At 43.4% G+C, this 23,379-nt stretch carries 27 protein-coding genes; 22 read left to right on the forward strand and 5 right to left on the reverse strand.

The genetic code is table 11. From position 1 onward, the window contains the following. Positions 1 to 133: 133 nt before the first annotated feature. The 13 genes from BK126_RS18325 (at position 134) to BK126_RS18385 (ending at position 8,299) form a co-directional block, all read left to right on the forward strand. Positions 134 to 697 (forward strand): GNAT family N-acetyltransferase, encoded by a 564-nt coding sequence (locus BK126_RS18325; RefSeq protein ID WP_076313975.1) that lies wholly within the window; start codon positions 134 to 136, stop codon positions 695 to 697. A gap of 88 nt (positions 698 to 785) precedes the next feature. Further along, positions 786 to 887: a DUF2087 domain-containing protein gene (locus BK126_RS30260; RefSeq protein ID WP_076313976.1), complete on the forward strand. Its 102-nt coding sequence runs from the start codon at positions 786 to 788 to the stop codon at positions 885 to 887. Between the two features lie 12 nt (positions 888 to 899). After that, positions 900 to 1,397 carry a GNAT family N-acetyltransferase gene (locus tag BK126_RS18335; protein WP_076313977.1) on the forward strand — a complete coding sequence of 166 codons (498 nt, stop codon included), beginning with the start codon at positions 900 to 902 and terminating at the stop codon, positions 1,395 to 1,397. A gap of 96 nt (positions 1,398 to 1,493) precedes the next feature. Next, positions 1,494 to 2,435, forward strand: coding sequence for a DMT family transporter (locus BK126_RS18340; RefSeq protein ID WP_076313978.1), 942 nt, complete (start codon positions 1,494 to 1,496; stop codon positions 2,433 to 2,435). Positions 2,436 to 2,763: 328 nt separating this feature from the next. Further along, positions 2,764 to 3,294, forward strand: a complete 531-nt coding sequence (sigY, locus tag BK126_RS18345; protein WP_076313979.1) for an RNA polymerase sigma factor SigY — start codon at positions 2,764 to 2,766, stop codon at positions 3,292 to 3,294. Next, positions 3,281 to 3,691 carry a YxlC family protein gene (locus BK126_RS18350; protein WP_076313980.1) on the forward strand — a complete coding sequence of 137 codons (411 nt, stop codon included), beginning with the start codon at positions 3,281 to 3,283 and terminating at the stop codon, positions 3,689 to 3,691. The genes sigY and BK126_RS18350 overlap by 14 nt, the downstream gene beginning before the upstream one ends. Further along, a complete protein-coding gene (locus tag BK126_RS18355) occupies positions 3,684 to 3,932 on the forward strand; it encodes a hypothetical protein (protein ID WP_076313981.1) in 249 nt (82 codons plus the stop codon). The genes BK126_RS18350 and BK126_RS18355 overlap by 8 nt, the downstream gene beginning before the upstream one ends. 24 nt (positions 3,933 to 3,956) lie before the next feature. After that, a complete protein-coding gene (locus BK126_RS18360) occupies positions 3,957 to 4,151 on the forward strand; it encodes a PLD nuclease N-terminal domain-containing protein (protein ID WP_370510353.1) in 195 nt (64 codons plus the stop codon). Beyond that, a complete protein-coding gene (locus BK126_RS18365) occupies positions 4,148 to 5,071 on the forward strand; it encodes an ABC transporter ATP-binding protein (protein ID WP_076313982.1) in 924 nt (307 codons plus the stop codon). The genes BK126_RS18360 and BK126_RS18365 overlap by 4 nt, the downstream gene beginning before the upstream one ends. After that, the gene (locus BK126_RS18370) at positions 5,068 to 5,847 is read left to right on the forward strand and encodes an ABC transporter permease (RefSeq protein ID WP_076313983.1); all 780 of its coding nucleotides are present in this window, start codon (positions 5,068 to 5,070) and stop codon (positions 5,845 to 5,847) included. Before BK126_RS18365 ends, BK126_RS18370 begins: the two co-directional genes overlap by 4 nt. A 19-nt stretch (positions 5,848 to 5,866) precedes the next feature. Further along, positions 5,867 to 6,775 (forward strand): ABC transporter ATP-binding protein, encoded by a 909-nt coding sequence (locus tag BK126_RS18375; RefSeq protein WP_076313984.1) that lies wholly within the window; start codon positions 5,867 to 5,869, stop codon positions 6,773 to 6,775. After that, the gene (locus tag BK126_RS18380; RefSeq protein ID WP_076313985.1) at positions 6,772 to 7,605 is read left to right on the forward strand and encodes an ABC transporter permease subunit; all 834 of its coding nucleotides are present in this window, start codon (positions 6,772 to 6,774) and stop codon (positions 7,603 to 7,605) included. The genes BK126_RS18375 and BK126_RS18380 overlap by 4 nt, the downstream gene beginning before the upstream one ends. A 94-nt stretch (positions 7,606 to 7,699) precedes the next feature. After that, positions 7,700 to 8,299 (forward strand): nucleotidyltransferase family protein, encoded by a 600-nt coding sequence (locus tag BK126_RS18385; protein WP_076313986.1) that lies wholly within the window; start codon positions 7,700 to 7,702, stop codon positions 8,297 to 8,299. Positions 8,300 to 8,475: 176 nt separating this feature from the next. Here the strand turns inward: BK126_RS18385 and BK126_RS18390 are convergent, their stop codons facing one another. Then, positions 8,476 to 9,027 carry a TetR/AcrR family transcriptional regulator gene (locus BK126_RS18390; RefSeq protein ID WP_076313987.1) on the reverse strand — a complete coding sequence of 184 codons (552 nt, stop codon included), beginning with the start codon at positions 9,025 to 9,027 and terminating at the stop codon, positions 8,476 to 8,478. 204 nt (positions 9,028 to 9,231) lie between these two features. Between BK126_RS18390 and BK126_RS18395 the strand changes: the two genes are divergently transcribed. Next, positions 9,232 to 10,206: an aldo/keto reductase gene (locus BK126_RS18395; RefSeq protein ID WP_076313988.1), complete on the forward strand. Its 975-nt coding sequence runs from the start codon at positions 9,232 to 9,234 to the stop codon at positions 10,204 to 10,206. Between the two features lie 310 nt (positions 10,207 to 10,516). Beyond that, a complete protein-coding gene (gene xynC, locus BK126_RS18400) occupies positions 10,517 to 12,199 on the forward strand; it encodes a glucuronoarabinoxylan endo-1,4-beta-xylanase XynC (protein ID WP_076314116.1) in 1,683 nt (560 codons plus the stop codon). Between the two features lie 172 nt (positions 12,200 to 12,371). Here xynC and BK126_RS18405 read toward each other — a convergent pair whose 3' ends face one another. Continuing rightward, a complete protein-coding gene (locus BK126_RS18405; protein WP_179085566.1) occupies positions 12,372 to 13,865 on the reverse strand; it encodes a lytic polysaccharide monooxygenase in 1,494 nt (497 codons plus the stop codon). A 361-nt stretch (positions 13,866 to 14,226) separates the two neighbouring features. On the opposite strand from BK126_RS18405, the gene BK126_RS18410 reads away from it, so the two are divergent. The 4 genes from BK126_RS18410 to BK126_RS18425 all read left to right on the forward strand — a co-directional run bounded on the left by BK126_RS18410 (position 14,227) and on the right by BK126_RS18425 (position 17,227). Continuing rightward, positions 14,227 to 14,592, forward strand: coding sequence for a cupin domain-containing protein (locus BK126_RS18410; RefSeq protein WP_076314118.1), 366 nt, complete (start codon positions 14,227 to 14,229; stop codon positions 14,590 to 14,592). A gap of 275 nt (positions 14,593 to 14,867) precedes the next feature. Next, positions 14,868 to 15,293, forward strand: coding sequence for a MaoC family dehydratase (locus BK126_RS18415; RefSeq protein ID WP_076313989.1), 426 nt, complete (start codon positions 14,868 to 14,870; stop codon positions 15,291 to 15,293). A gap of 35 nt (positions 15,294 to 15,328) precedes the next feature. After that, complete coding sequence (locus tag BK126_RS18420) at positions 15,329 to 15,670, forward strand: MmcQ/YjbR family DNA-binding protein (protein ID WP_076313990.1); 342 nt, start codon at positions 15,329 to 15,331, stop codon at positions 15,668 to 15,670. 441 nt (positions 15,671 to 16,111) lie between these two features. After that, positions 16,112 to 17,227 (forward strand): glycoside hydrolase family 88/105 protein, encoded by a 1,116-nt coding sequence (locus BK126_RS18425; RefSeq protein ID WP_083655957.1) that lies wholly within the window; start codon positions 16,112 to 16,114, stop codon positions 17,225 to 17,227. Positions 17,228 to 17,490: 263 nt separating this feature from the next. Here the strand turns inward: BK126_RS18425 and BK126_RS18430 are convergent, their stop codons facing one another. Together BK126_RS18430 and BK126_RS18435 are read right to left on the reverse strand one after the other, a co-directional pair. Further along, positions 17,491 to 17,787, reverse strand: a complete 297-nt coding sequence (locus BK126_RS18430) for a nitroreductase family protein (protein WP_076313991.1) — start codon at positions 17,785 to 17,787, stop codon at positions 17,491 to 17,493. A 32-nt stretch (positions 17,788 to 17,819) separates the two neighbouring features. Continuing rightward, a complete protein-coding gene (locus BK126_RS18435) occupies positions 17,820 to 18,761 on the reverse strand; it encodes a DMT family transporter (protein ID WP_076313992.1) in 942 nt (313 codons plus the stop codon). Positions 18,762 to 18,927: 166 nt separating this feature from the next. Here BK126_RS18435 and BK126_RS18440 point away from each other — a divergent pair, with 166 nt between their 5' ends. Together BK126_RS18440 and BK126_RS18445 are read left to right on the forward strand one after the other, a co-directional pair. Beyond that, complete coding sequence (locus BK126_RS18440) at positions 18,928 to 20,271, forward strand: aminotransferase-like domain-containing protein (RefSeq protein ID WP_076313993.1); 1,344 nt, start codon at positions 18,928 to 18,930, stop codon at positions 20,269 to 20,271. A 76-nt stretch (positions 20,272 to 20,347) separates the two neighbouring features. After that, entirely contained in the window at positions 20,348 to 21,016 is a 669-nt protein-coding gene (locus tag BK126_RS18445; RefSeq protein WP_076313994.1) for a DNA alkylation repair protein, read from the forward strand. A 74-nt stretch (positions 21,017 to 21,090) separates the two neighbouring features. On the opposite strand, the gene BK126_RS18450 is transcribed toward BK126_RS18445, so the two are convergent. Further along, positions 21,091 to 21,930, reverse strand: a complete 840-nt coding sequence (locus BK126_RS18450) for an AraC family transcriptional regulator (RefSeq protein WP_076313995.1) — start codon at positions 21,928 to 21,930, stop codon at positions 21,091 to 21,093. Between the two features lie 232 nt (positions 21,931 to 22,162). Between BK126_RS18450 and BK126_RS18455 the strand changes: the two genes are divergently transcribed. Then, positions 22,163 to 23,167 carry an aldo/keto reductase gene (locus BK126_RS18455; protein WP_076313996.1) on the forward strand — a complete coding sequence of 335 codons (1,005 nt, stop codon included), beginning with the start codon at positions 22,163 to 22,165 and terminating at the stop codon, positions 23,165 to 23,167. Positions 23,168 to 23,379 lie beyond the last annotated feature (212 nt).

Here is a 23,379-nt window from a genome sequence, read left to right on the forward strand (position 1 = left end):
AGGGAAATGGCTTTTTTTGATGGTTTAGGAACGGAAACGGGACATAAGTTGTATTTTTTTATTGCGTATCTTAACATTGAGCATAACAAAGACTTCAATTTCATAGCTGACTTCATTGGAGAGTGGATCCATCGTGAGTATATCTGAACCTATTTATGGCAGCACAGAACGATTGTTTTTAAGGCAATTCTCAGAACAAGATATTGAGCCCTTTTATTCGTACCGCACTAATCCGGTTGTGGCTAAATTTCAACCATGGGGAAACTATCAGTATAACGATGCAGTATCGTTTGTTAGACAGCAAATAACAAATGTGCCAGGTCAGCCTGGTACCTGGTTTCAGTTTGCCATTGTTTTGGTTGAAACGAATCAATTCATTGGAGATTGCGCTCTACACACACTCTTGGATGAGCCTCGAATTGTTGAAATTGGTTTTACGCTCGCTGAAGAGCATCAAGGAAAGGGCTATGCCAGTGAGGCGGTTAAACTTTTATTCAATTTTGTATTTGAACAGCTTAATAAACACAAGCTTATCGCGTTTACCGATGTTAGAAACGAAGGCTCAATTCGTCTACTTGAACGGGTGGGTATGAGGAGAGAAGGTCATCTTTTGGAAAACTATTACTCAAATGGACAATGGGTCAACGAGTATCAATATTCCATACTTCAGTCCGAATGGATTAATTTGAAAAAATAAAAAAACGCTACCTAAACTAATAATGTCATAAACCTTTAATTCAAAACAATTGACCGTGAGCAGATCAAAGATCCGCTGACGGTTTATTATGCCTTGGGAGCAGGTTTATGTCTCTGTGCGTCGTAAAATGATTGAACACGGTTTTATGGACCGGACGGATGATTGCAGCTTGTATTGGATAACAGGATAACAGGAGGAAAACATGCTGACACTAGTAGAAATAAGCGAAAATTTGCTGCAGGCAGAAATGGAGATTTTGAACTCGGATCCGTATTTTAACCGTGTATCGTTCGATTCCGAAGTAATGAATCCGGAGGATCTGGCACGCGATAAAGAAAACGGAGCGAGGCTAGGTGCTGAACGGTTTCTCGTTCGGGAGGAAGAACGGTTTGTCGGAATATTGGAGTTTATAATGTTAAACCCCAGCGATAACTGCCCTTGGCTTGGGCTGCTGCAAGTGGACAAAAAGCTGCAAGGTCAAGGATACGGTTCTCGAATACTGAGGCTTTACATGGAAGAGATGAGGAGACGGAACGTCGCTGTATTTCGAATCGGTGTTCTGGAAGGAAATGATTCTGCGCTTGGTTTTTGGCGGCAACAAGGCTTTGAAGACGTAAGCACGGCTAGAACTGTGGTCAATGATCGTGAGAAAACAGTATTCGTAATGGAGAAAAAAATAAATGAACAAGGACAATATTAGACCCATTGAAAGTATGTTGTTAAGCGTACTATTGGAGATTCGTTTCAATGACCTGAAAAGTTCTGCAGGCTGGTCATTCAATCGCGAGGTCATCAAATGAAGCCCATATTCTTTGGTGTTGCTTCGGCCTTCTTTTTTGCTTTTGCATTTGTTCTTAATGCTTCTATGGAGCTATCGGGCGGAAATTGGGCTTGGAGCGCTTCGTTGAGGTTTCTTTTTATGCTACCCATATTACTGTGCATCGTATTGATTCAAAAAAAATGGCACCCTCTATGGGCTGAAATGAGGAGACAACCGAGAGCCTGGCTTTTGTGGAGCACGGTAGGTTTTGGATTGTTTTATGCACCTATATGTTTTTCAACCGCATTTTCTCATGGATGGCTTATAGCAGGCACATGGCAAGTGACCATTATTTCAGGTATACTGCTTACTCCTCTTTTTAGCGAGAAGGTATCCTCTGAAAAAGGATTAGTAAACATTCGATACAAAATCCCTATTCAAAGTCTCTTCATGTCGCTATTCATCTTGTTGGGAATTATCTTAATGCAAATCGATCAAGCTAAGACCATATCATTTCATCATCTCCTCCTTGGAACAATCCCTGTTCTGATCGCGTCTTTTGCTTATCCTTTGGGGAATCGTAAAATGATGGAACTATGTGAAGGGCGCATCGATACGATTCAGAGAGTACTGGGAATGACGATTGCAAGTCTGCCTGTCTGGTTGATCCTGTCCTTGTACGCCCTGTCTAGCACAGGATTGCCGAGTTTGGAGCAGAGCCTTCAATCCTTACTGGTTGCTCTGTTTTCCGGTGTTATCGCTACCATCTTATTCTTCAAGGCTACCGAGATGGTGCGAAAAAACATGCGAACGCTGGCGGCAGTTGAAGCTACTCAGTCGATGGAACTACTCTTTGCATTAATTGGAGAGATATTGTTTTTATCACTTCCCTTACCTTCTCTGCTATCTTGGTGCGGTATAATCATTGTTATGCTTGGAATGATTTTGCATAGTTTTGCTGCTAATAAAATGAAGTGAAGGCTATAGACAACTAAATAAGCTTAAGAACTCATGCAGTACCTGAAAAATACAAGCAGGTACTGCTATTTTTTTCTTAACTCTTACTTAGTGGACTTAGATATTACGAGTAAAGATGCGTCCCCATTGTGGAATAAAGGAATAAATGTCTAACGGATACTTAATGCTAATTTCATGAAGATAAATCCGTTGTTTAAATAATGAAAAGGAAAATAAAAAAATTTTTATACTCAAGTGAACGAATTCGTGAACCTCTTCGTAATATATTTGATTCTGCTGATGTGGTCATATAGCAAACATAAATCAAGGAAAGGAGCAGTGACTGCAGTTGGATGAGCTTAAGCAAATAAAACGCGCGCAGCGTGGGGATCGTCAGGCGATGGCACTTCTGCTGCAGACCCACTACTCCTTTTTAACAAAGTATCTCATTAAAATGACGATGAATCCGGAGCAGACCGAGGATGTGGCGCAGGAAACCATGCTGAGGTGTATTGAGAAGATTCATCAATATAACGGAAGATCGAAGTTCTCTTCCTGGATGATTACGATTGCTACCCGGATTTATATCGACCAGATGCGTCGCACAAAGGTAGAGAAGCAGTGGAGGGACCGGGAGCAGGCATTCCGGCGAACGGAGTGGCAGATGAAAGCTCAGCAGGAGGAATGGACTGATGCGATGCAGGCTTTGTCCAGACTGGGGTACGAATGGCGGCTGCCGATCTTGCTCAAACATTATTACGGTTATGCCTATGATGAGATTGCCGTCATGATGGACATTCCGCCGGGGACGGTTAAGTCCAGAATCCATCATGGATTGCAGCAGTTAAGAAAGGAGATGGCGACTGATGAAAAGGAATAAAGGAACGCAGGAACGATCCGCCAATCTGAATGAGCAGGATCCTACGTATGGCGAAGGCTTCCATGAAGTATCGGCAGAGGATCAGGCTCTGATTGCTGAGCTAGTGCATGGGTTCGACCAGATGGAGCTGTCCATTCGCAAGCCGGACCCCCCTCCACTGCATGAACTGGAGCAGCTTGTCGCAGCTGAGCAGCAAAGGCTCCGCAAACGCACAGGACTGGAAGTTGCCCTGTTTTTGATCATTGCTCTGGCTTTAATAGGAAGCAATATGCTCTTGGCATCCATGAACATCGTTGTATTTGTCGCCATCCAGGCGCTGGTCTTCGTCGGGGCAATCGCGTTTGCTGTACGATTTTTTTATCGTTCAAAGAAGAAGGTGAGATCCGAGCATGCATAATACGAATCTCGAAACGATTCCTGTGTGGGCTCTATTACTCGTCGCCTGCATCTTGCTGACTCAAAGCCTATTTTTATTCATCCATTCCCGCCGTCATACGAAATACTACTGGATCTGGGGAATCGTGGGGCTGATCCAGGCTCCGGGACCGCTTATTGCCTATTGGTTTGTTCATATTTATTGGCCTAGGAGAAAAGAACACCTGAAGAGAGGGAAAGATCGGAGTAAACCAAACAAGTAAAAGGGGGAAACACTCATGGATACAATGTCAAGCATACCTTGGAATCTGATTATGCCTATCATCGTCCTGCAGCTGATTTTGGCTGTGGTAGGATTGATATCTTTATATAAAGCGGAAGCAACTCGCGGACCCAAATGGTTGTGGGTCATCATCATCTTGTGTGGTAACATTCTGGGCTCTGTTGCTTATTTTGTCTTCGGAAGGAAGGATGTCTCATGACCCAAACATTGCTGCAGGTAAGGGATTTATCCAAGCGCTTTAAGGAGCGTGAAGTTGTCAAAGGAATATCGTTCAATATTACGGAAGGCAGCTGCGCCGCTCTGCTCGGTCCAAATGGTGCCGGCAAAACAACCACGATCAATATGCTGGCTGGATTACTCCAACCGTCAGGAGGTTCGATTGAGCTGCTGGTAAACGGAAGCCCGACTACGGATCGGCGTCCATACATCGGCTTCTTACCTCAAATGCCTGTGTTTTATCCCTGGATGACCGGTGCTGAATTTCTGCTCTATGCTGGGGAGCTTGCCGGTTTGACAAGCCATGAGGCCAAGAAGGAGACGGGAGAATGGCTTGAGGCAGTAGGCATTCGGGATGCGGGGAAGCGCAAGATCGGCGGTTATTCAGGCGGCATGAAGCAGCGTTTGGGGCTTGCTCAGGCACTCATTCATAAGCCGAAGCTGCTCATTCTTGATGAGCCCGTGTCAGCGCTCGATCCCACAGGACGCAAGGATGTACTGACTCTGCTTCAGCGCATTCGCAAGGAGACAACGGTCTTGTTTTCCACACATGTGCTGCATGACGTTGAAGAGGTTTGTGATGAAATTCTCATGATTCGGAGTGGCGATATTGCCCTCCAAGGAAGTCTTGATCATGTCCGCCAAACTTACAGCGAGCCAGTGATCAGTCTGGAGGTGGGTGGAGACGAGGCATCGCGGTCCTGGTTAACCGCTGTCTGCGGCAAGGATTTTGTCATCCATTCCGAGATTTCTGGAGGGCGTGCAAAGATGAGGGTCGCGAACGTGGAGCAAGCTTCCCTTGCACTCATGGCCGATGCAGTATCCCACCGCATCATGATTCGTTCGCTAGAAGCAGGCCACAGCACACTCGAAGACTTATTTATGAAGGTGGTGCAATCATGAGGCAGTTCTTATTGTTTCTTCGTAAAGAAATGCTGGAGATGGGACGCAGCTATAAATGGCTGTGGGTGCCGCTCGTGTTTCTGATGCTGGGGATCATGCAGCCTTTGGTCACGCGTTTTATGCCGGTCATTTTGGAATCAGCGGGTAATATGCCTAAAGGCATGACGATCAACTTCGAGCTTCCTTCTGGAACGGAAGTGATGGGGCAGACGCTTAGTCAATACAACTCTGTCGGGCTCATGATTCTGGTGCTGTCCCTCATGACGATGATTTCAGGTGAGAGGCAAAGCGGGGGTTCGCAGATGATCTTTGCAAAGCCGGTGTCTTACGTATCCTATGCTGCAGCGAAGTGGGCGAGCATGCTGTCTCTCGTTACCGTATCATTCGTGTTAGGCTATGCGGGTGCCTGGTATTATACTGTTCAGATAATTGGAAGCGTCGAGACCGGGACAGCCCTAAGAGCAGGACTTCTCTATTTGCTGTGGCTCTGGTTTACCGGATCGCTTACGCTGCTTATTAGCTCTCTCATAAATTCTGCGGCAGGCATCGCCTTCATCAGTTTAGGGTCGGCAATACTGCTGTCCGTAGCTTCGGGGTGGCTGCCACGGTTTACAGCTTACAGCCCGGGTTCCTTGCCGCAAATATCGATGCAGTGGCTGCAGGCAAGCAATGAACCTACGGGTGCCTTGGGCGCGGCAATCCTCTGCTTGATATGCATGATATTCTTTTTCTTCGTCGCAGCTCATCAAGTGAGGATAAGAAAATCCAAACTATAACATAAAAAGGAGCGATAGTTTGAATTCATCCTACATCGAAGTTCGTGACATTAATAAAAGCTACAATACACAGAAGGTATTAACAGGAGTCTCCTTCTCGATTGAGAAGGGGAGTATAGTCGGACTACTTGGTCCAAACGGCTCTGGAAAAACGACGCTCGTTCGCTTGATGAATGGCGTCATCCTTCCCGATCAAGGCACGATGTGGATCAATGGTTTCGATCCGGTCACCGACGGAAATGCTATCCGGCGTCTTAGTGGCGTAGTTACGGAGGGAGCAGGACTGTATCATGAGATGAGCGGTATAGATAATTTGCGATTTTTCGCCAAACTTTACAACTGCTATGATGAACAAAGAATTCGAGAATTGTTGCAGCAATATGGCCTGGAAAAAGCTCAGGACAAGAAGGTTGGAAGCTACAGCACCGGTATGAAAAAGCGTTTGGCCTTGGCGAAGGCACTTCTCCATCAACCGGAGATATTGTTTCTGGACGAGCCGACAAACGGTCTCGATCCGGAAGGCATCAAGCAAGTTGTAAGTGACCTGAAAGCGATGAATGAAGCTCATGGCACGACGATCATCCTCTGTTCGCATGTGCTGCAGCAGTTGGAATCACTGTGTCATTCCTATATATTCTTGAGCAACGGCACCGTACTGGACATTGGGACGAAAGAAGAGCTGAATAAGAGGCATTTTACAACGGTTCAGCTTCGTTTAACCACAGGATTATCCGTAGAAAATAATAGCTACCATGGTTATCTCGTTCAACGACTAGGCCCAAGTGAGATCCTGCTGGAGCTGCCTTCAACCGATTTGATATCGGTTGTACTACGTAAAATATTGGAAGAAACATGGGTGCACACTGTCGAGATCATGAATCATGACCTGGAATCTCTATATTTTCACGTGAGGGGGGAGAAATCATGAATTGGATCCAGATTAGAGCCATCGCTCAGAAGGATATTAAAGCAATCACAAGCAACGCGCAGGTATGGATCGGGATTATAATACTGCCACTTGTATTCGGTGTGCTGTTACCAGGAGGCTTGATCCTCGCAATGAAATTGGTGAATATTGTTGATTCAGATTTAGTCAACATGGTACAGAGGGTTGTTAATCAGCTGCCTACTGGAGACAAGAAGGCATTAATCACCCAACTTCCCACGATTAATCATCAAATCATCTACATTTTCGTTAACTACATGCTTGGACCCTTCTTTATGCTTATCCCTGTGCTGAATTCGTTAATGATTGCATTGAACAGTCTAGTCGGAGAGAAGGAGCGCAGAACGCTGGAAAGTCTACTGTTCGCTCCGATCGAGGTAAAAGACCTGTTTATGGGCAAATTGGTCGGGACCTTCATTCCTACCTTTATCGTTACGCTCGTGAGCTTTGTTCTGTGCGGTATCGTCATTAATGGGCTGTCATACTCCATGTTCGACGGTTTGATCTTCCCGAATCTATCCTGGGGTATCATCCTGCTGTGGGTGACGCCAATGTTCACCGGATTAGTTATTCTGATCAGCATCTTTATCTCCGCGCGTTCCAAAGGGTTCCAAGAAGCTCAGCAATTAGGAGGCGTCGTCGTACTGCCCATCGTCGGAGCTGCAATCTCCCAAATCACGGGAATCGTGTTCCTAAGTCCACAGATCCTGCTTATCACTGGTTTATTGTTGTTCATTGTCAATATCTTTTTATTGCGCCGGCTAACAAAAATGAATCAACGGAATGTGTTATTTGAGCGCCAAGTTCATTAAAATTAAAGAACCAGGAACGGCTGCCTTTTGTGTTGATGAATAAAAAGAGGACTTAGATGAAAGCTTCGCTTTTAATAGGGGGATGATGACAGATATGAACTTATTGGCTCCCAATAAAGACTTGTTCAGTCAAATCAATAGTCTTACAGAGATTGTTACGTTGAATCCTATTACAAATCATATTCTCATGGAAGCACCTGATCTAAAACTAACAGATTATTATATAGGTGCAGGATGCATCGCCCAAAGCATTTGGAACTATGCATGCGGGTTACCTGTAAATTATGGGATCAATGATATTGATTTTGTTTATTTTGATTCTGATCTTTCATATGACAAGGAATGCGAGGTCATCGATAAAGTAAAACAAAGGTTCGGAGATCTTCCTATAAGACTCGATATAAAAAATCAATCACGTGTCCATTTATGGTATGAGAACCATTTTGGGTATCCCATAAATCCATATTCTTCACTTGAAGAAGCCATAAACACTTGGCCGACAACTGCTACATCGATAGGGATGCGAAAAGATGTAAATGGAGAATGGAGCATATATGCACCGTTCGGTTTGAATGATCTATTCTCTTTAATTGTAAGAGCAAATAAAGCCCAAATCACAAAAGAGATTTATGAGAAAAAAGTAGATAGATGGAAGGGAATATGGCCAGCCCTTACTATTATTCCTTGGGATTAATCGGCTACAGATGAGCTGGCTAGAGAGAAGCTTTATACTAAGCTGCGTGGAGTACTTAAATTTTGGTGTGGCCATTTATAGAAGCAAACTGGTGTCGATACTCGATCGGCGTCAGTTTGTTTATTTTATGTAGTGGCCGTCTTGGGAAATTCGCAATATTGAGTCAAGTTGGATGACTATAAATTTCGATCTAACAGAATTCCAGTTTGCTTGGCCATAACGCGAGGAGGGATGGTTAATCCATTCCTGAACCACCATTCCACGGCCCCTACAACAGCTGCTGCAAAAAATTGAAGAATAACTTCTTCATTTAAATCTTCATTAATTCCTTCTGTTACATTCACTTCAACCCGATATTCTTGAACAACTAACTCAAGAAACTGTTTTCGAAAATAAGCCGCACTTTTAGTATTCAGCATTGTTGAGAAGAACAAGTGATTATCTGCAAAATATTCAAACCAGACGTAATTTCCTTCTTGGAAGCTCATTTCAGATGCCGAATGACAAAGTTCACGGAGATTGTTGATGTGTTCTTCAATGATCTTATCCAGTAAATCGTATTTATCCAGGTAGTGAAGGTAAATGGTTCCTCGGTTCACGTTGGCTCTATCAGCGATATCTCGAATGGTAATAGCGTCAAAATTTTTCTCAGTCATTAATTCAAGAATGGCTTTCTTTATGGCTTCTTGAGATTTAAGAACCCTTCGATCTACTTTAGTGTTGGTCATTTCTATAGTCTTCTCCTTGTGAGATAATGGGCAATTCCTGCAAAGCTGTTGAGTAAACCACACATCGTGAAATATTGATTATTGAATCGCTTTTGTTTCTGGTTAAAATTATAAACGATTGTTGATTAATCGATCAATGTTCATTTTATCGCTAAGGTTTAAATTAAAATCACTTTAATTATTTAAAAAGGGAGGAACAAGTAGATGTATTATACGAAACTTGGTAATACAGGATTGGATGTATCCCGAATTTGTCTAGGCTGTATGGGGTTTGGTGATGCTTCAAAAGGGCATCATCGCTGGGTACTGAATGAAGAACAGTCTCGTCCCATCATAAAAAAAGCATTGGAAATGGGAATCAACTTTTTTGATACAGCAAATGTTTACGCTGAGGGGACCAGCGAGGAAGTTCTTGGAGCAGCGTTAAAGGATTATGCTAACCGTGATGAGATTGTCATTGCAACGAAGATACATGGAAGAATGCACCAAGGACCTAATGGCGCTGGGCTTTCCCGCAAAGCGATCATGAGCGAAATCGATAAGAGTCTTAAGAGACTGAAGACCGATTACGTGGATTTGTACCAAATACACCGTTGGGATGCTGACACACCCATTGAAGAGACAATGGAGGCTCTTCATGACGTAGTTAAGGCGGGTAAAGCACGATATATCGGTGCTTCTGCCATGTGGGCATGGCAGTTCCAAAAGGCGCTACATGTAGCAGAGAAAAATGGATGGACCCGCTTCGTATCCATGCAAGATCATTTGAACCTCATTTACCGCGAAGAGGAGAGAGAAATGCTGCCGCTTTGTGCGGAAGAGAAAATCGCGGTTATCCCTTACAGCCCGCTAGCAGGAGGAAGATTGGCGCGGGAGGCAGCTACACATCGTGCTGAAACAGATGAAATTGCCAAACAAAAATATGATGCAACAGCGGATGCTGATCAATTGGTGATCGAACGGGTCAATAACCTTGCCGAGAAGCATGGCGTTCGGAGGGTCCATATCGCACTTGCATGGCTTCTCCACAAAGATCCAGTTACCGCTCCAATTGTCGGTGCGACTAAAATATCTCAACTCGAAGATGCGCAAACCGCCCTTTCCATTAAACTAACTTCCGAAGAAATTTCATTTTTGGAAGAGCCCTATGTACCTCATCGAATCGTTGGCCATGATTGAGAAGGATATTTGACCAACTGTACAACCAAGAAGAAGGTTAACATAATGTGTAGACAACGGCAGCCGATTCTTCGGCTGCCGTTACTATAGCAGGGTGATGGAATATGGAACGACTATGTATGTAAAAGAACTATAATATATCAGGTTTTAACCCCGAGAATTATATTGTAAGATTTACAAAAAAATAGTTATTTTGTTTTACATTTAATGCAATACGAGAGGAAGTGGTAAGTATACCTTTGATAGACGAAGAAGCTTCTATTATTGAATGCGTTTTCATTTCTAACATTAGTTAAGGAGAGTGAAGATGATGAAAGTGAAATTAACAAAATCGTTCCATATTTTGTTGGCCATATTAACCATTCTGCCTCTAGTGTTAACCCCGACAAATGTATCAGCCGCTAGTGATGCCAACATTAATCTGTCCTCTGAGAAACAGCTGATCAAGGGCTTCGGAGGAATTAACCATCCAGCTTGGATCGGCGATTTGACGCCAGCTCAGCGTGAAACCGCATTTGGCAATGGACCGAATCAGCTTGGTTTTTCCATTCTGAGAATCTATGTCGACGAAGATCGAAATAACTGGTACAGAGAGGTTCCTACCGCAAAAAGAGCGATTGAGCAAGGTGCACTTGTATTCGCTTCACCGTGGAACCCTCCGAGTGACATGGTCGAAACCTTTACCCACAATGGGGATCCGAACGCCAAACGACTGAAATATGACAAATATGCCGCGTACGCGCAGCATCTGAACGACTTTGTAAATTATATGAAAAACAATGGCGTAGACCTGTATGCTATCTCGGTTCAAAATGAGCCGGATTATGCCCATGACTGGACCTGGTGGACACCACAGGAGATGCTCCGTTTCATGAAGGAGAATGCTGGGTCCATCCAAAATACAAAGGTCATGGCGCCTGAATCGTTTCAATATTTGAAAAACATGTCTGATCCGATCCTGAATGATCCTCAGGCACTTGCCAACATGGATATTTTGGGAGCACATACGTATGGAACCCAGTTCAAAGACTTTGCATACCCGCTCTTTAAACAAAAAGGAGCTGGCAAAGAGCTGTGGATGACCGAAGTGTACTATCCGAACAGTGATAACAACTCATCGGACCGCTGGCCTGAGGCATTGGACGTATCTTACCATATGCACAATGCCATGGTTGAAGGGGATTTCCAGGCTTATGTATGGTGGTATATTCGGAGACAATATGGTCCGATGAATGAGGACGGGAGTATTAGCAAACGTGGATATAACATGGCACACTTCTCCAAATTTGTTCGGCCAGGATATTACAGAGTAGATGCAACCAAAAATCCGGATACCAATACTTTTGTGTCAGCCTACAAAGGCGATAACAAGGTGGTCATTGTTGCGATTAATCGCGGCACCTCCGCTGCAAGCCAAAGATTTGTTCTACAAAACGGTAACGCCTCTACCGTATCCTCATGGGTTACAGATAGCAGCCGAAACCTGGCAAGCGGAACGCCGATTACAGTGTCAGGTGGAGCCTTTACGGCACAACTGCCAGCCCAGAGTGTAACGACATTCGTAGCCAGTATCTCCGGTAGCGGTGGTAATAATCCAGGTAGTGGCACAACTTACGAAGCGGAGACAAGTACGACTCTTACCGATGCGGTCATTGAAACCCTCTATCCTGGATACACTGGGGCCGGATACGTGAACTTCAGCACTTTGACGAATTCGGCCATCCAATGGAATGCCATTAATAACACGATTACAGGTACCAAAAACGTGAAGTTTCGTTATGCATTGGAAAGCGGAACTCGTAACCTCGATATATTCGTTAACGGAACCAAAGTCATCAGCAACGAACCTTTTCCTGCAACCGGAAGCTGGTCGACTTGGAGTGAAAAAAACATTCAGGTTCCCATGAACGCGGGAACCAATTCGATTAAAGTGGTCACAACTGGCTCAGAAGGACCGAATGTGGATAACATTACGGTCACAGCTGTTCAGTAATCATGCCATATACATTGAAGCAATCCATAGCCGCGTAATCCGCGGCTTTTTCAGTTTCAATAATCTCTTCAAGACAATAAAGTAGCTATTGTTTCAAAAAAAAAGACTTTGCCGTCCAGTTGAGACGGTAAAGTCTTTTTTTATCTTTACTAGCAATGATAATTTTGTTCTTTTATTGTACAATCTGCCAAACACCTAGTTGACTAGGCACATTGCCTTGCGTCCACCACTTCGCTTGGTATGTAACGCCTTCATATAGGACACGATCTCCACCAAAGTAAGATTTGCTCGCACTCCATACTGGTGTTATGCTGCTGAGCAGCTTCCATGCATCCGAATTATCGGGTTGATTGCCTTGCGTCCACCATTTCGCTTCATATTCATTGCCTTGGAACACAACAAGGTTACCGCTTGTATACACTTTTGAAGGATCCCACGCTGGTAATTCTCCGGCTTGTTGTTCTTTTGTTTTCAATGTAATAGTATTACTCGCTTCCGATACATTGCCTGCCGCATCAACTGCCTTCACAACGTATGTGTACTCTGTGTTCGGCTGTAAGCCGCTGTCTGTTGCCGATGTACCTGTTACGGTCTGAACTTTAACCCCATTACGATAGATTTCATAGTGCTTCACCCCTACATTATCCATAGAGGCGTTCCACATGAGATCAATCGTCGAGGTCGTCTGTCCCATCGTGTGCAGGGAGGTCGGGACCGTTGGGGCCGTTGTATCTTTAGCTGGGATTGGCTTGGTTGTCACTGTAATTGCAGTGCTTTCCTTGGAAACATTACCTGCCGCATCCACAGCCTTTACCGTATACGTATAAGAGGTATTTGCTTCCAGTCCTGTATCGACAACGGAAGTACCGGTTACCGTCTGTACCTTCACCCCATTGCGATACAACTCATAATGATTAACACCTACGTTATCGGAAGCTGCGTTCCAGCGCAGTTCAACTGTGTTCGTCGTTTGTACAGGAGAGGTCACTGCAGTAGGGGCCGCTGGTGCCGTTGTATCCTGTAGATCTGGAGTTCCGTTAGTATCGTTAATCAAATTCACATCCACTACCTGATAAAAAGCATTTGCGGTATCCGCAATTTCCCATACACCCAGAATTACATGATAGCCGCTGCGATCTGTCGGCAAGTTAATTTGGTGCGAAACCGAGCTTGACGGCTTGGCTCCGCCATCGTTAAACGTCTGAATAAGCTCAAAATCAGAGCGAGCTAAAGGCTTATTTGGGTTCCAGTCCTTCTTGGTTATGTAATACTTCCATTCTTTCGTTGCGTGTTGGGCAGTTAATGTCCAATTTATGGTGTTCTTCCCGCCATGCATCGTTACTTTACTCCAACGAGTAGCTGTCTGCTCATCAAGCTGTGGGAACACACCACCACCTGCGATATGGCCATCAGCAGGTCCACTCGCCGGGAAGCCGCCCAGACCTTCCACGCTTTGCGGTTCGTATTGCACGGGTCCGCAGCTTGTGTTCTTCTGCTCCTTACATAGAGCCGCACGACTAGAGTGAATATAACCATGAGCAGATACTTGATCAACGAATAACATTGATCCGATGACTCCACATACGAGTAACGATGCTGCTTGCAGTGCCTTTTTCCTCTTAACCCCTGCATTTAAGTTTAAAGTGTTAAACATTTTGCTAATCATTATCTCTCTCCTTTAAATTTATTGACATCTCTCAGAGACATCAAAAATTATCGGATATTGTAGAAAGATTGTGAAGACACAATCGGAAAATAATCTAAACGACTCATCTGCTAGTCCTATTCATTCAGGTATAAGGGACTACGACTTTTTTAAATCTAGCACAAACGACATGCGTCTGTTAACGATGAAAAGAGCCGCTAATTAAGAACAGGCAGGATAATCCAATTTTTTCTAGAATGTTTTAGATTTAAAAATTACGAATTTCCTAACCGCATCGCGGCCGGCATGTTCGTGCAATACATACGACCGGCAGCTTAAAGTGGCGGGCGTCGTGAATATCGTAATAAGAGGAGGAATTCAAATCAAATACCAAACGATTAATCTGTCGGAGAAATTGTCAAAGTTTAATGAACATTGGTCTCCAAAAGTCATTGGCGAAATGAATAACTACCAATTTAAATTGGTCAAGATTGCCGGTGATTTTGTATGGCATAATCATACAGACACCGATGAGGTTTTTATTGTGATCGATGGGGAGATGTTCATTGATTTTCGAGATGGTCAGGTCAAGCTGTCCAAAGGAGAAATGTTTATTGTACCAAGGGGAGTAGAACACAAGCCCTTTGCCAACAAGGAGTGTCATATCATGCTGGTGGAGCCTAAAGGCACAATAAACACGGGCACAGCAGACTCAAACTTAACAGCACTCAATGATGTGTGGGTTTGAGCTGAAACGTTTGGTAAGATATGTAGAGTAAAGATATGTAGTGTAAAGATGAAGAGATCAACAAATTGTCATATCCTTTGACTGTATTACTAAGTTAACAAGCGCATGGAGGAGCACATTGATACAATTGTCGTAACATCTAGCCATTTCCTTACGGAAATGGCTTTTTGATGGTTTAGGATTGAAGTGGGTGCTCAAAAACAAATTGGCAGGATATTTATTAAAAATGCTACACTATGGGCAGAGCATAAATGAAAATAAGAAGGTGTGATTAAATGCGGTTTGGAGAATTTTATATTGGACAAGAATTTAAAACCAAGTCATTGAGATTGTCCAAGGATGATATCATCAGGTTTGCGTCTGAATTCGATCCCCAATATATGCACTTAAACGAGGACAAAGCGAATCAGGGAAGATTCAATGGAATTATAGCATCAGGAATTCAAACCCTAGCGGTTTCGTTCAAACTATGGGTTGAAACAGGTAATTATGGTGATGAAGTCATTGCCGGAACTGCTATGAATAATATCAAGTTTATAAAACCTGTATATCCGGGAGACGAACTATATACCCTTGTGAAGGTCACTGAACTTAAGGAAAAACGAAATGAAACCGGATTAGTAACTGTTTTACTAACAACGTTTAATGAGAAAGAGGAGGTCGTTTTTGAAGGAGAACTGACCGTTCTAATAAGAAAATAATACAAGCATTTATTCAGAGCAAGGAGGAAAATAAAATGATAAAGGAGGAAATAATCTCCTATTGCCTAACCTATCCAGATGTCTATAAAGACCAACCTTTTGATGACAAATGGACCGTTATACGTCACAAAAGAAATAAGAAAATATTTGCAATGATTTTTAATCTTGACGGACATCTTTGCTTAAACCTTAAGTGTGAACCAAACAAAGCTGATTTGCTGCGTACCATTTTTGAAGATGTTAAACCAGGTTATCACATGAACAAAACGCACTGGAATACGATTATTTTGGATCGTAACATGAAAGAGGATGATATCTTCGAGATGGTGCATCACAGCTTTGAACTTACGAAGCCGAAGCCAAAGATACAGACGTAGTCGATTGATATCAAGTTAATCAACTACCCCATTTTCTAACGATTAGTGACAGTGAATATCTGTGATTATGTTGATTTTCATCATAAACGGACATAAAGTAGTAGACTTTATATTTATATATTGCCTATAATATGTGTACAATCCTAATCTTCCAAAAAACCAACATTGCAGTGATTTTGTTGTGGAAGCGCTTCAATTCTGATTTTGCCGATGCTTATCGTCAGTTACGATGAGAAAACAGGAGTGCTTGAAGGAAAAATTCATGAGATTTGGGGTGAAGAGCAGCGAACGAGTGTGTTGATGAATATGCCAGGAGTCTTAGCAACGTTAAGGTTAAATGTATGGAATTACATATTCATATAAGGTCTTTCTGAAGCCATTCATTCTTATCAACTTATAGGTGCCTCTGCTGTATGTGGAGGATCCGGAAATGGAGGATTTATGAAATTAAATATTCCTAACTCTGCTGCCGATTTAAGACACATAGCGGATCGTGTGGTGGATTACACATTTGGCATGGATTTGACTTGGGATTGGCCAGGCGGGGTTGCCTTCTACGGCGTAAGCCGGGCATTTGAAGTGACTGGTGAACAGGTCTACTTGGAACGAATGGCAGATTGGGTAGATGAATATCTGGAAGCAGGTCTTCCGCGATGGACGGTAAACACGTGCGCTATGGGGCATATGTTAATTACTCTGTATGAGCAGACAAATGACCAGAAGTACCTCGATCTTATTCTCAGTAAGGTGGATTATTTGGAGAACAAGGCATTGCGTTTTGGGGATCGTGTACTTCAGCATACCGTGTCCTCAAAAAATGATTTTCCAGAGCAATGCTGGGCAGACACCCTATTTATGGCCGCCTATTTTATGCTTCGTGTTGGCGTCAAGCTGAAGGAAAAGCGATTAGTTGACGATGCTCTGCATCAGTATTTCTGGCATATCAATTATTTGCAGGATGAGGACAACAGTCTATGGTATCACGGCTATAATCATATCAACAAAGACCACATGTCAGGAATTCATTGGGCGCGTGCTAACGCTTGGGCCGCTTACACGATGTCTCGTGCAGCAAGAGGGGTGCCTGAAGGTTATCTATATCCTCCGATGATGCATATCTGGAGTTCACTTCGAGATCAGCTTGCGGCAATTAAAAAGCTGCAGAAGGAAGACGGACTCTGGGGAACTGTACTTGATTACCCGGAGGCGTATGGTGAAGTATCCGCCACTTCGGGTATCGCTGCCGCCATGATAATGCAAGATAATCCGCTTCATGCGAAGTACGTTCGAAAGGCCTTAGACGGCGTCCTTGCCAACATCTCCGCGAACGGACGAGTAATGAACGTCTCGGGCGGAACAGCTGTTATGAACGACATTGAAGGGTATCTGCGCATTGACCGGAAATGGGCACAAGGCTGGGGGCAAGGGCTGGGTCTCGCTTTCCTAGCGGCAGTAATTGAGATGGTTGAATCACAGGAGGAAGGCTCAACTACTCAGGAAGGATTGAATCTAAGTGCTACTAAGTTAGAGAAAGAGAAGGGAATTGAAGCAAAGTGATTTCTCAGCAGATTTTGAGTATATGATTAGCGGATATTACGCTAAGATGCAAAGCTCTTATTTTAATGATATAGATGTTGTTATATAACAAATGCCCTAGGAAGATTCCTAGGGCATTTTCGTTAGATCTCTATGGTTTAATGAAAACTTCTATCGCATACCAGTGTATCATGTTACCGCTCAGTTCCCTTTCGTGAAACGAGCGGCTTTTTTTACTTATCAATGAAGTCTTAGGAGGTACCAATCTGTCTAGTGTTAACATGTTAAGATCGGAAGCTGTTCCAAGTGATTGTTTGTTCAACAGGGAAGCGGCTGGATGGGTGGGCACAGACAGTTCCCTTGCCGATGGCCACCAGCAGGATCGGAATATACCGAGATGGAACCGCAAACTCAGCATTGAATGCATCGCTATCAAATCCGCCTATAGGACAGGAGTCGAGCCCTTTGGCCTTGGCTGTCATGATTTCTTGATTATTTAACTTATAGTTAGAGTCGAAATGTTTGACGGCATGGCGATTCCGAACCAAAGCGAAGAATTCCTTTTGTATAATATCTGACATAGTTCTATCCGCTCCTTTAATTGTATTAATCTTTATCCGGCTTTTGCACGATGAAGAACTTGCTCCTCCCATTTGTTCCCTAGCAGATTGGTTCCCATGACACCGGCAATAATAAGTGCAGAACCGATTATATGGTACATTCTGACTTCCTCGCCAAGCAAAAGCGCTCCTGCAATGATAGACACAATCGTCGATAGATTGGAGAATACGCTCATTTTGGATGCTTCGATTCTGGACAAGGCAAAGTTTGAACTAAGCGCCGTAACCAGTGTGGACATGATGCCAAGATAGAGGATGGACACGATAAACGTACCGCTGGCAAGCGGAGAGAACAATTGATCAATCGTTCCTGCCGCTGCATGCCCGGTGAGTGACACAGAAAGGAAGGAAAGAAAGGCAATGCCGAGTATGAAATACGTCATCTCCGCAGGACTGAATGATTTAAGCAGCCGTCTCGCGAGTACGTTGTACCCTGCCATTATCAAGCAAGACAAGAATAAGAGAATGATCCCCGTCATGTTGGACCAGTCGATCCGGCTGCCCTTCATGATAAAGATAAACAGGACTCCGCTGACCGACAGACAGATGGATAGCTTTTGCAAGAGAGTGGTCGTTTCTTTTAAAAACAGGAATGCCAGCAGCACCGTTAAAATCGGTGTGAAAGCAAACAGAATCCCCCCTTCGCTTGAAGTGGCATACTTCAGGCCGTATGATTGGAGCGTAAAAAATCCCAGCGGATACAGAATGGCCAAGAGCAGTACCTTGTGAAGCTTCTTCCTACGATAGTTTAAACGGACCCGGCCCAGCAGTACAGGGATGGATATCACGGCGAATGATGCGGCGAAGCGGAATGTCAGTGTATCTAGGGGTTCGGCGAATTCGAGTGCAATCTTGGTGAATACAAATGAAAAGCCTATGATCAAAGCATTCAGAACCGCGCAGAGATAAGCAAGTTTGATTCCGGAAGAATTCATTCAAGCATTTGCCTCCTTCAACAATTAGTGTCATGTTCGCGAACATGGAAGTGATACTTGAAATGGTAAAGCGAAATGAAGATGCCAACAACAACAAATTTACAAAATTGTATCGATACAGTTGTTCGTATCAAGTATGATGAAATGGAAGGAAGAGGTGAGCAGCGTGAAAAGATACTTGTCTATCCTTACCGATATGGAACTCAAAATAAATGATGGGCACTACCACCCAGGACAAAGGCTGCCTTCCGTCCGCGATGCCGCAAAACTGTACGGATGCAGCGTCAGTACCGTCGTCCGGGCTTACGCTGAACTGGAAAAGAAACACGCCATCTATTCCATTCCCCAAAGTGGGTACTATGTCGTTGCCAAACCGGAAGACCTATCCAGTGGCAGAGATGACAACAAGATTGATTTTTCATCAGCACTGCCGGATATTAACGTATTTCCTTATATAGACTTCCAGCATTGCTTGAACAAGGCAATTGATACGTATAAGCAACAGCTGTTTACGGGTGGCGATTTGAGAGGGTTGACGAAGCTTCGACAGACGCTAATGTCCCACTTGGCGAATGACCAGGTGTTTGCCAAAATGGAGCAAATTATGATCACTTCGGGAGCTCAGCGGGCATTGGAAATTTTGGCTAGAATGCCATTTCCAAATGGTAAAGAGACCATTCTGGTCGAGCAGCCAAGTTACGATATCTACTTGCGATATCTTGAAGCGGAGGGTATTCCGGTCGATGGAATTCCGCGAAGCGCAGCTGGCGTTGATCTGCAGGTGCTGGAACAGAAGTTCAAGTACGGAGGAATTAAATTTTTCTACACAATGTCCAGATATCACAATCCACTAGGAACCACGTACAGCGCGGAAGAGCGAAAGACAATTGCCAGGCTAGCGGGAAAATACGATGTGTACGTCATCGAGGACGATTATATGGGGGATTTAGGAGAGGAAAAAGAATTTGATTCAATTTACACGTATAACCGGACATCGCATGTCGTTTACGTGAAGAGCTTCTCCAAGATTATTTTCCCGGGTTTGCGCTTAGGTACGGTCGTGCTGCCGGAACGGCTATTGGATACATTCCTCGCATACAAGGGGCATGCCGATACTTCGCTATTGTCGCAAGCGGCGCTTGATGTATATATCAGAAACGGCATGTATGAACGGCACAAATATAAGATCAGAAGCCAATATGCAGCGCGGATCAAGGGGGTAAACGATGCGGTAAGCCGTCAAAATGACGCGGGATACGTGAAATTATCGGGGGTCGACTCCGGCCTGTATATTCAGTTCAAGCTACCGCAAACCGTTAACTTGGATCGGCTGATGAAGCGGCTGTCGGTGAGGAATGTGAAAGTCATGACCGGCAAGCCGTTTTATTTAACAAACTGGCTTGAGCGGGAAAAGTTTATGCGAGTCAGTATCTCGCTGGTCAAGCCGGAGAGAATTGAAGAGGGAGTAAGGATCATTATGGAGGAAGTAGGGAGGGAGATGGGGACATAGATATCGCACGTGCGTATAACAAAGTTGAGGGACCGGGAAGAGGATCATTAATTTTGAGATTAAGGAGCTAAATAAAATGAATGAAAATAAAGCTACAGAAATAAAACGTTCTTCAAAAGCAGAAAGCATTCTATCCCAGTTTAATAGCAAAACAAAGCTAGGCGACCTACGAAAAATCGCAAAGGACATTAAAAAAGATCACGAGTTAGCGATGGAACTGTGGTCAACCGAAGAGTTTTTGCCCAGACTATTAGCAATCTTAATCATGGATAAAAAATTACTTTCACAAGAAGTGCTAAATATACTTGATAAGGATATGCAGACTCACACTTTTGATGAGCGAAATAACTTAATGGATTGGCTAATGGCTAATCAGCTCACCAAAGACAAGAAGACGATTGCAATGATGGAGTCATGGGAAAATAGCCCTTCTGCTCTTCAAAGGCGAGCTTACTGGTATTATCAAGCGCGATTGAGATGGACTGGACAAGCACCGCCTGATAACACCGCAGACTTACTATCTAGATTAGAGGCTAATATTACGCAGGAGGAACCGGAAGTTCAATGGGCTATGAATTTCACCGCAGGCTGGATAGGCGTTTATGATGAAATGAATCGTGAACGTTGTATTAAAATGGGTGAGAAAACGGGTCTTTACAAAGATGAAATCGTATCAAAAGGATGTACTCCCAGCTATTTACCAGAGTTTATTACAATTGAAGTTAACAAACGACAAAATAAATAGTTCTTTAGAGATGAAGTTTATTTCATTTCGTGATAAGCTTCGATATCAAATTCAAAGAGAGTAATGAGCTTAGACTATGAGCTTTCTTCAGTAGAAATCGAAGTTATTTGTTTCCGATAAGCTGAAGGAGAATGACCTATCGTTTTCTTAAATAATTTTGAAAATAATAGTGGATCCTCGTAGCCCACCGAGCGTGCAGTATCACCAATCGATAAATGAACGTGATGTAAAAGGTCGCATGCTCTGTTCATTCGATACTTGATGAGAAAAGCTTGTATACTAAGACCCGTGTACTCTTTAAATACACTGCCTAAGTAATTGCGCTGCAAACCAATGCTCTTTGCGATGCCTTCCACCGTAATTCTACTGTCATAATTTAATCTAATAAAATCGATGACTTGGTTTACGTATTTTTCTTTTGGGTTATGAGAAACTACACTTTTAATTTCAGTGCTTCTTTGTGCCAGCTCACCAAAGTACATATACAATAGTCCATTTAAATAGATGCTTCGTCCCTGAGCACTCGTATTTGTCCTCAACATCGTTTCAACATATTGAGTTAAGGAGCCGTTATTCATATGAAAAATAGGCACATCGTTTGAAAGTCCTGCTTCAAGAAGCAAATTTTCAGCAGAAGTTCCATTAAATCCAATCCAGCAATAATGCCACGGACGTTCATGATCTGCTTTATAAAAAGCGACTTTTTCAGGACAGAGAAGGAATCCGTCACCTTTTTTTAGATTGTACCTTTTTCCTTCATATTGAAACACACCTTCACCATCAAGAATATAATGTATTTTGTAGTATTCACGTATGGACGGGCCGAAGGAGTGTCCAGGCTTGCAGGCTTCCATACCGAATTGGATTAAATAGAGATCATGCAAATGAGGGTTCGGTGAAATAAATTCGGTCATGCAGATATCTCCTTTGCCGTAAAGCTTAAACGTTTGATATATAAAATTAACAGTACCACATTACGTGCATGATCGAATAGATCTCGCTTCTTATCCCTAAGAGATAACATACATAAAACCATAAGAGAAACACATTGTGACATTATAAACACTTTTCTTTTCTTGTAAGATCTAACTAGTAATACGAACCTAATATTTGTTAGTTTAATTTTTACACAGAGGAGAAATAGTCATGATATATCAGGCGAATGATCAACGGTACAATAGGATGGAGTATAGGCGTTCCGGTAAAAGCGGTATAAAATTTCCTGCTATTTCACTTGGATTATGGCAGAACTTTGGAGGCAATAAACCCTTTGAAGAATCAAGGGCGATGATACGGCGTGCATTTGACCTGGGTATCACACATTTTGATCTAGCCAATAACTATGGTCCCCCTGCAGGATCAGCTGAGGAAACATTTGGGGGAGTACTCAAGAAAGACATGATGCCATATCGCGATGAAATGCTAATATCAACAAAAGCGGGGTATTACATGTGGCCCGGGCCATATGGAGAATGGGGCTCTCGTAAAAATTTGCTCGCGAGTTTGGATCAAAGCTTGAGACGAATGGGAATCGATTACGTTGATATTTTTTATCACCATAGACCTGATCCTGATACTCCCTTGGAAGAGTCGATGAGCGCACTTGCACAAGCCGTGAAACAAGGGAAAGCACTATATGTCGGTTTGTCCAACTATGGTCCGGAAGAAACAAGACGAGCTGCTGAAATTCTTAAGGAGCTTGGAACGCCCCTCCTTGTTCATCAGCCTAACTATTCTATGCTGAATCGGTGGATTGAGGATGGTCTAACAGAAGTGCTGCAGGAACAAGGTGTAGGATCCATCGCATTTTGTCCGCTTGGTCGTGGCCAATTAACAGGCAAATATGTAGACAAGTTGGAGCATGAATTGAACTCCGGCGAAATCACGTTGAAGCCTCAGGCGGTAACTGCAGAAAGACTCTCTAAATTTCGTGAACTAGAATCCATTGCAGCTCACCGCGGACAAAGCTTGGCACAAATGTCACTTACGTGGGCTTTGCGAAAAGGTGGAGTTACCTCCGTGTTAATCGGAGCAAGCAAGGTAAGCCAGATTGAGGAAAATGCAGCATCCGTATCTTTCCCAGCATTAACCGAAGACGAACTTAAAAGGATTGATAGCGTGCTAGAACAAATAGGGAATTTCCCTTGGTAATGAATTGAACATGTGCTTTAATAGACGTGTGTGAAACAAAATAAAACACTTTCAAGGGAATACCTCTTATCGTAAAGATATGGAGAACAACCTTGGAGGTGTTTTTCATTTGTTCACAAATCATGCCATAGATCTAACGGGTGGTACTTCCCTTTCTTCAATTCGTTTGTTTTGGATTTTGTTAGGAGGAGAGTAGCTTGCTTATATCGAAA

The sequence above is a fragment of the Paenibacillus sp. FSL H7-0326 genome (genome assembly GCF_001955535.1).
Lineage (GTDB): Bacteria > Bacillota > Bacilli > Paenibacillales > Paenibacillaceae > Paenibacillus > Paenibacillus shunpengii.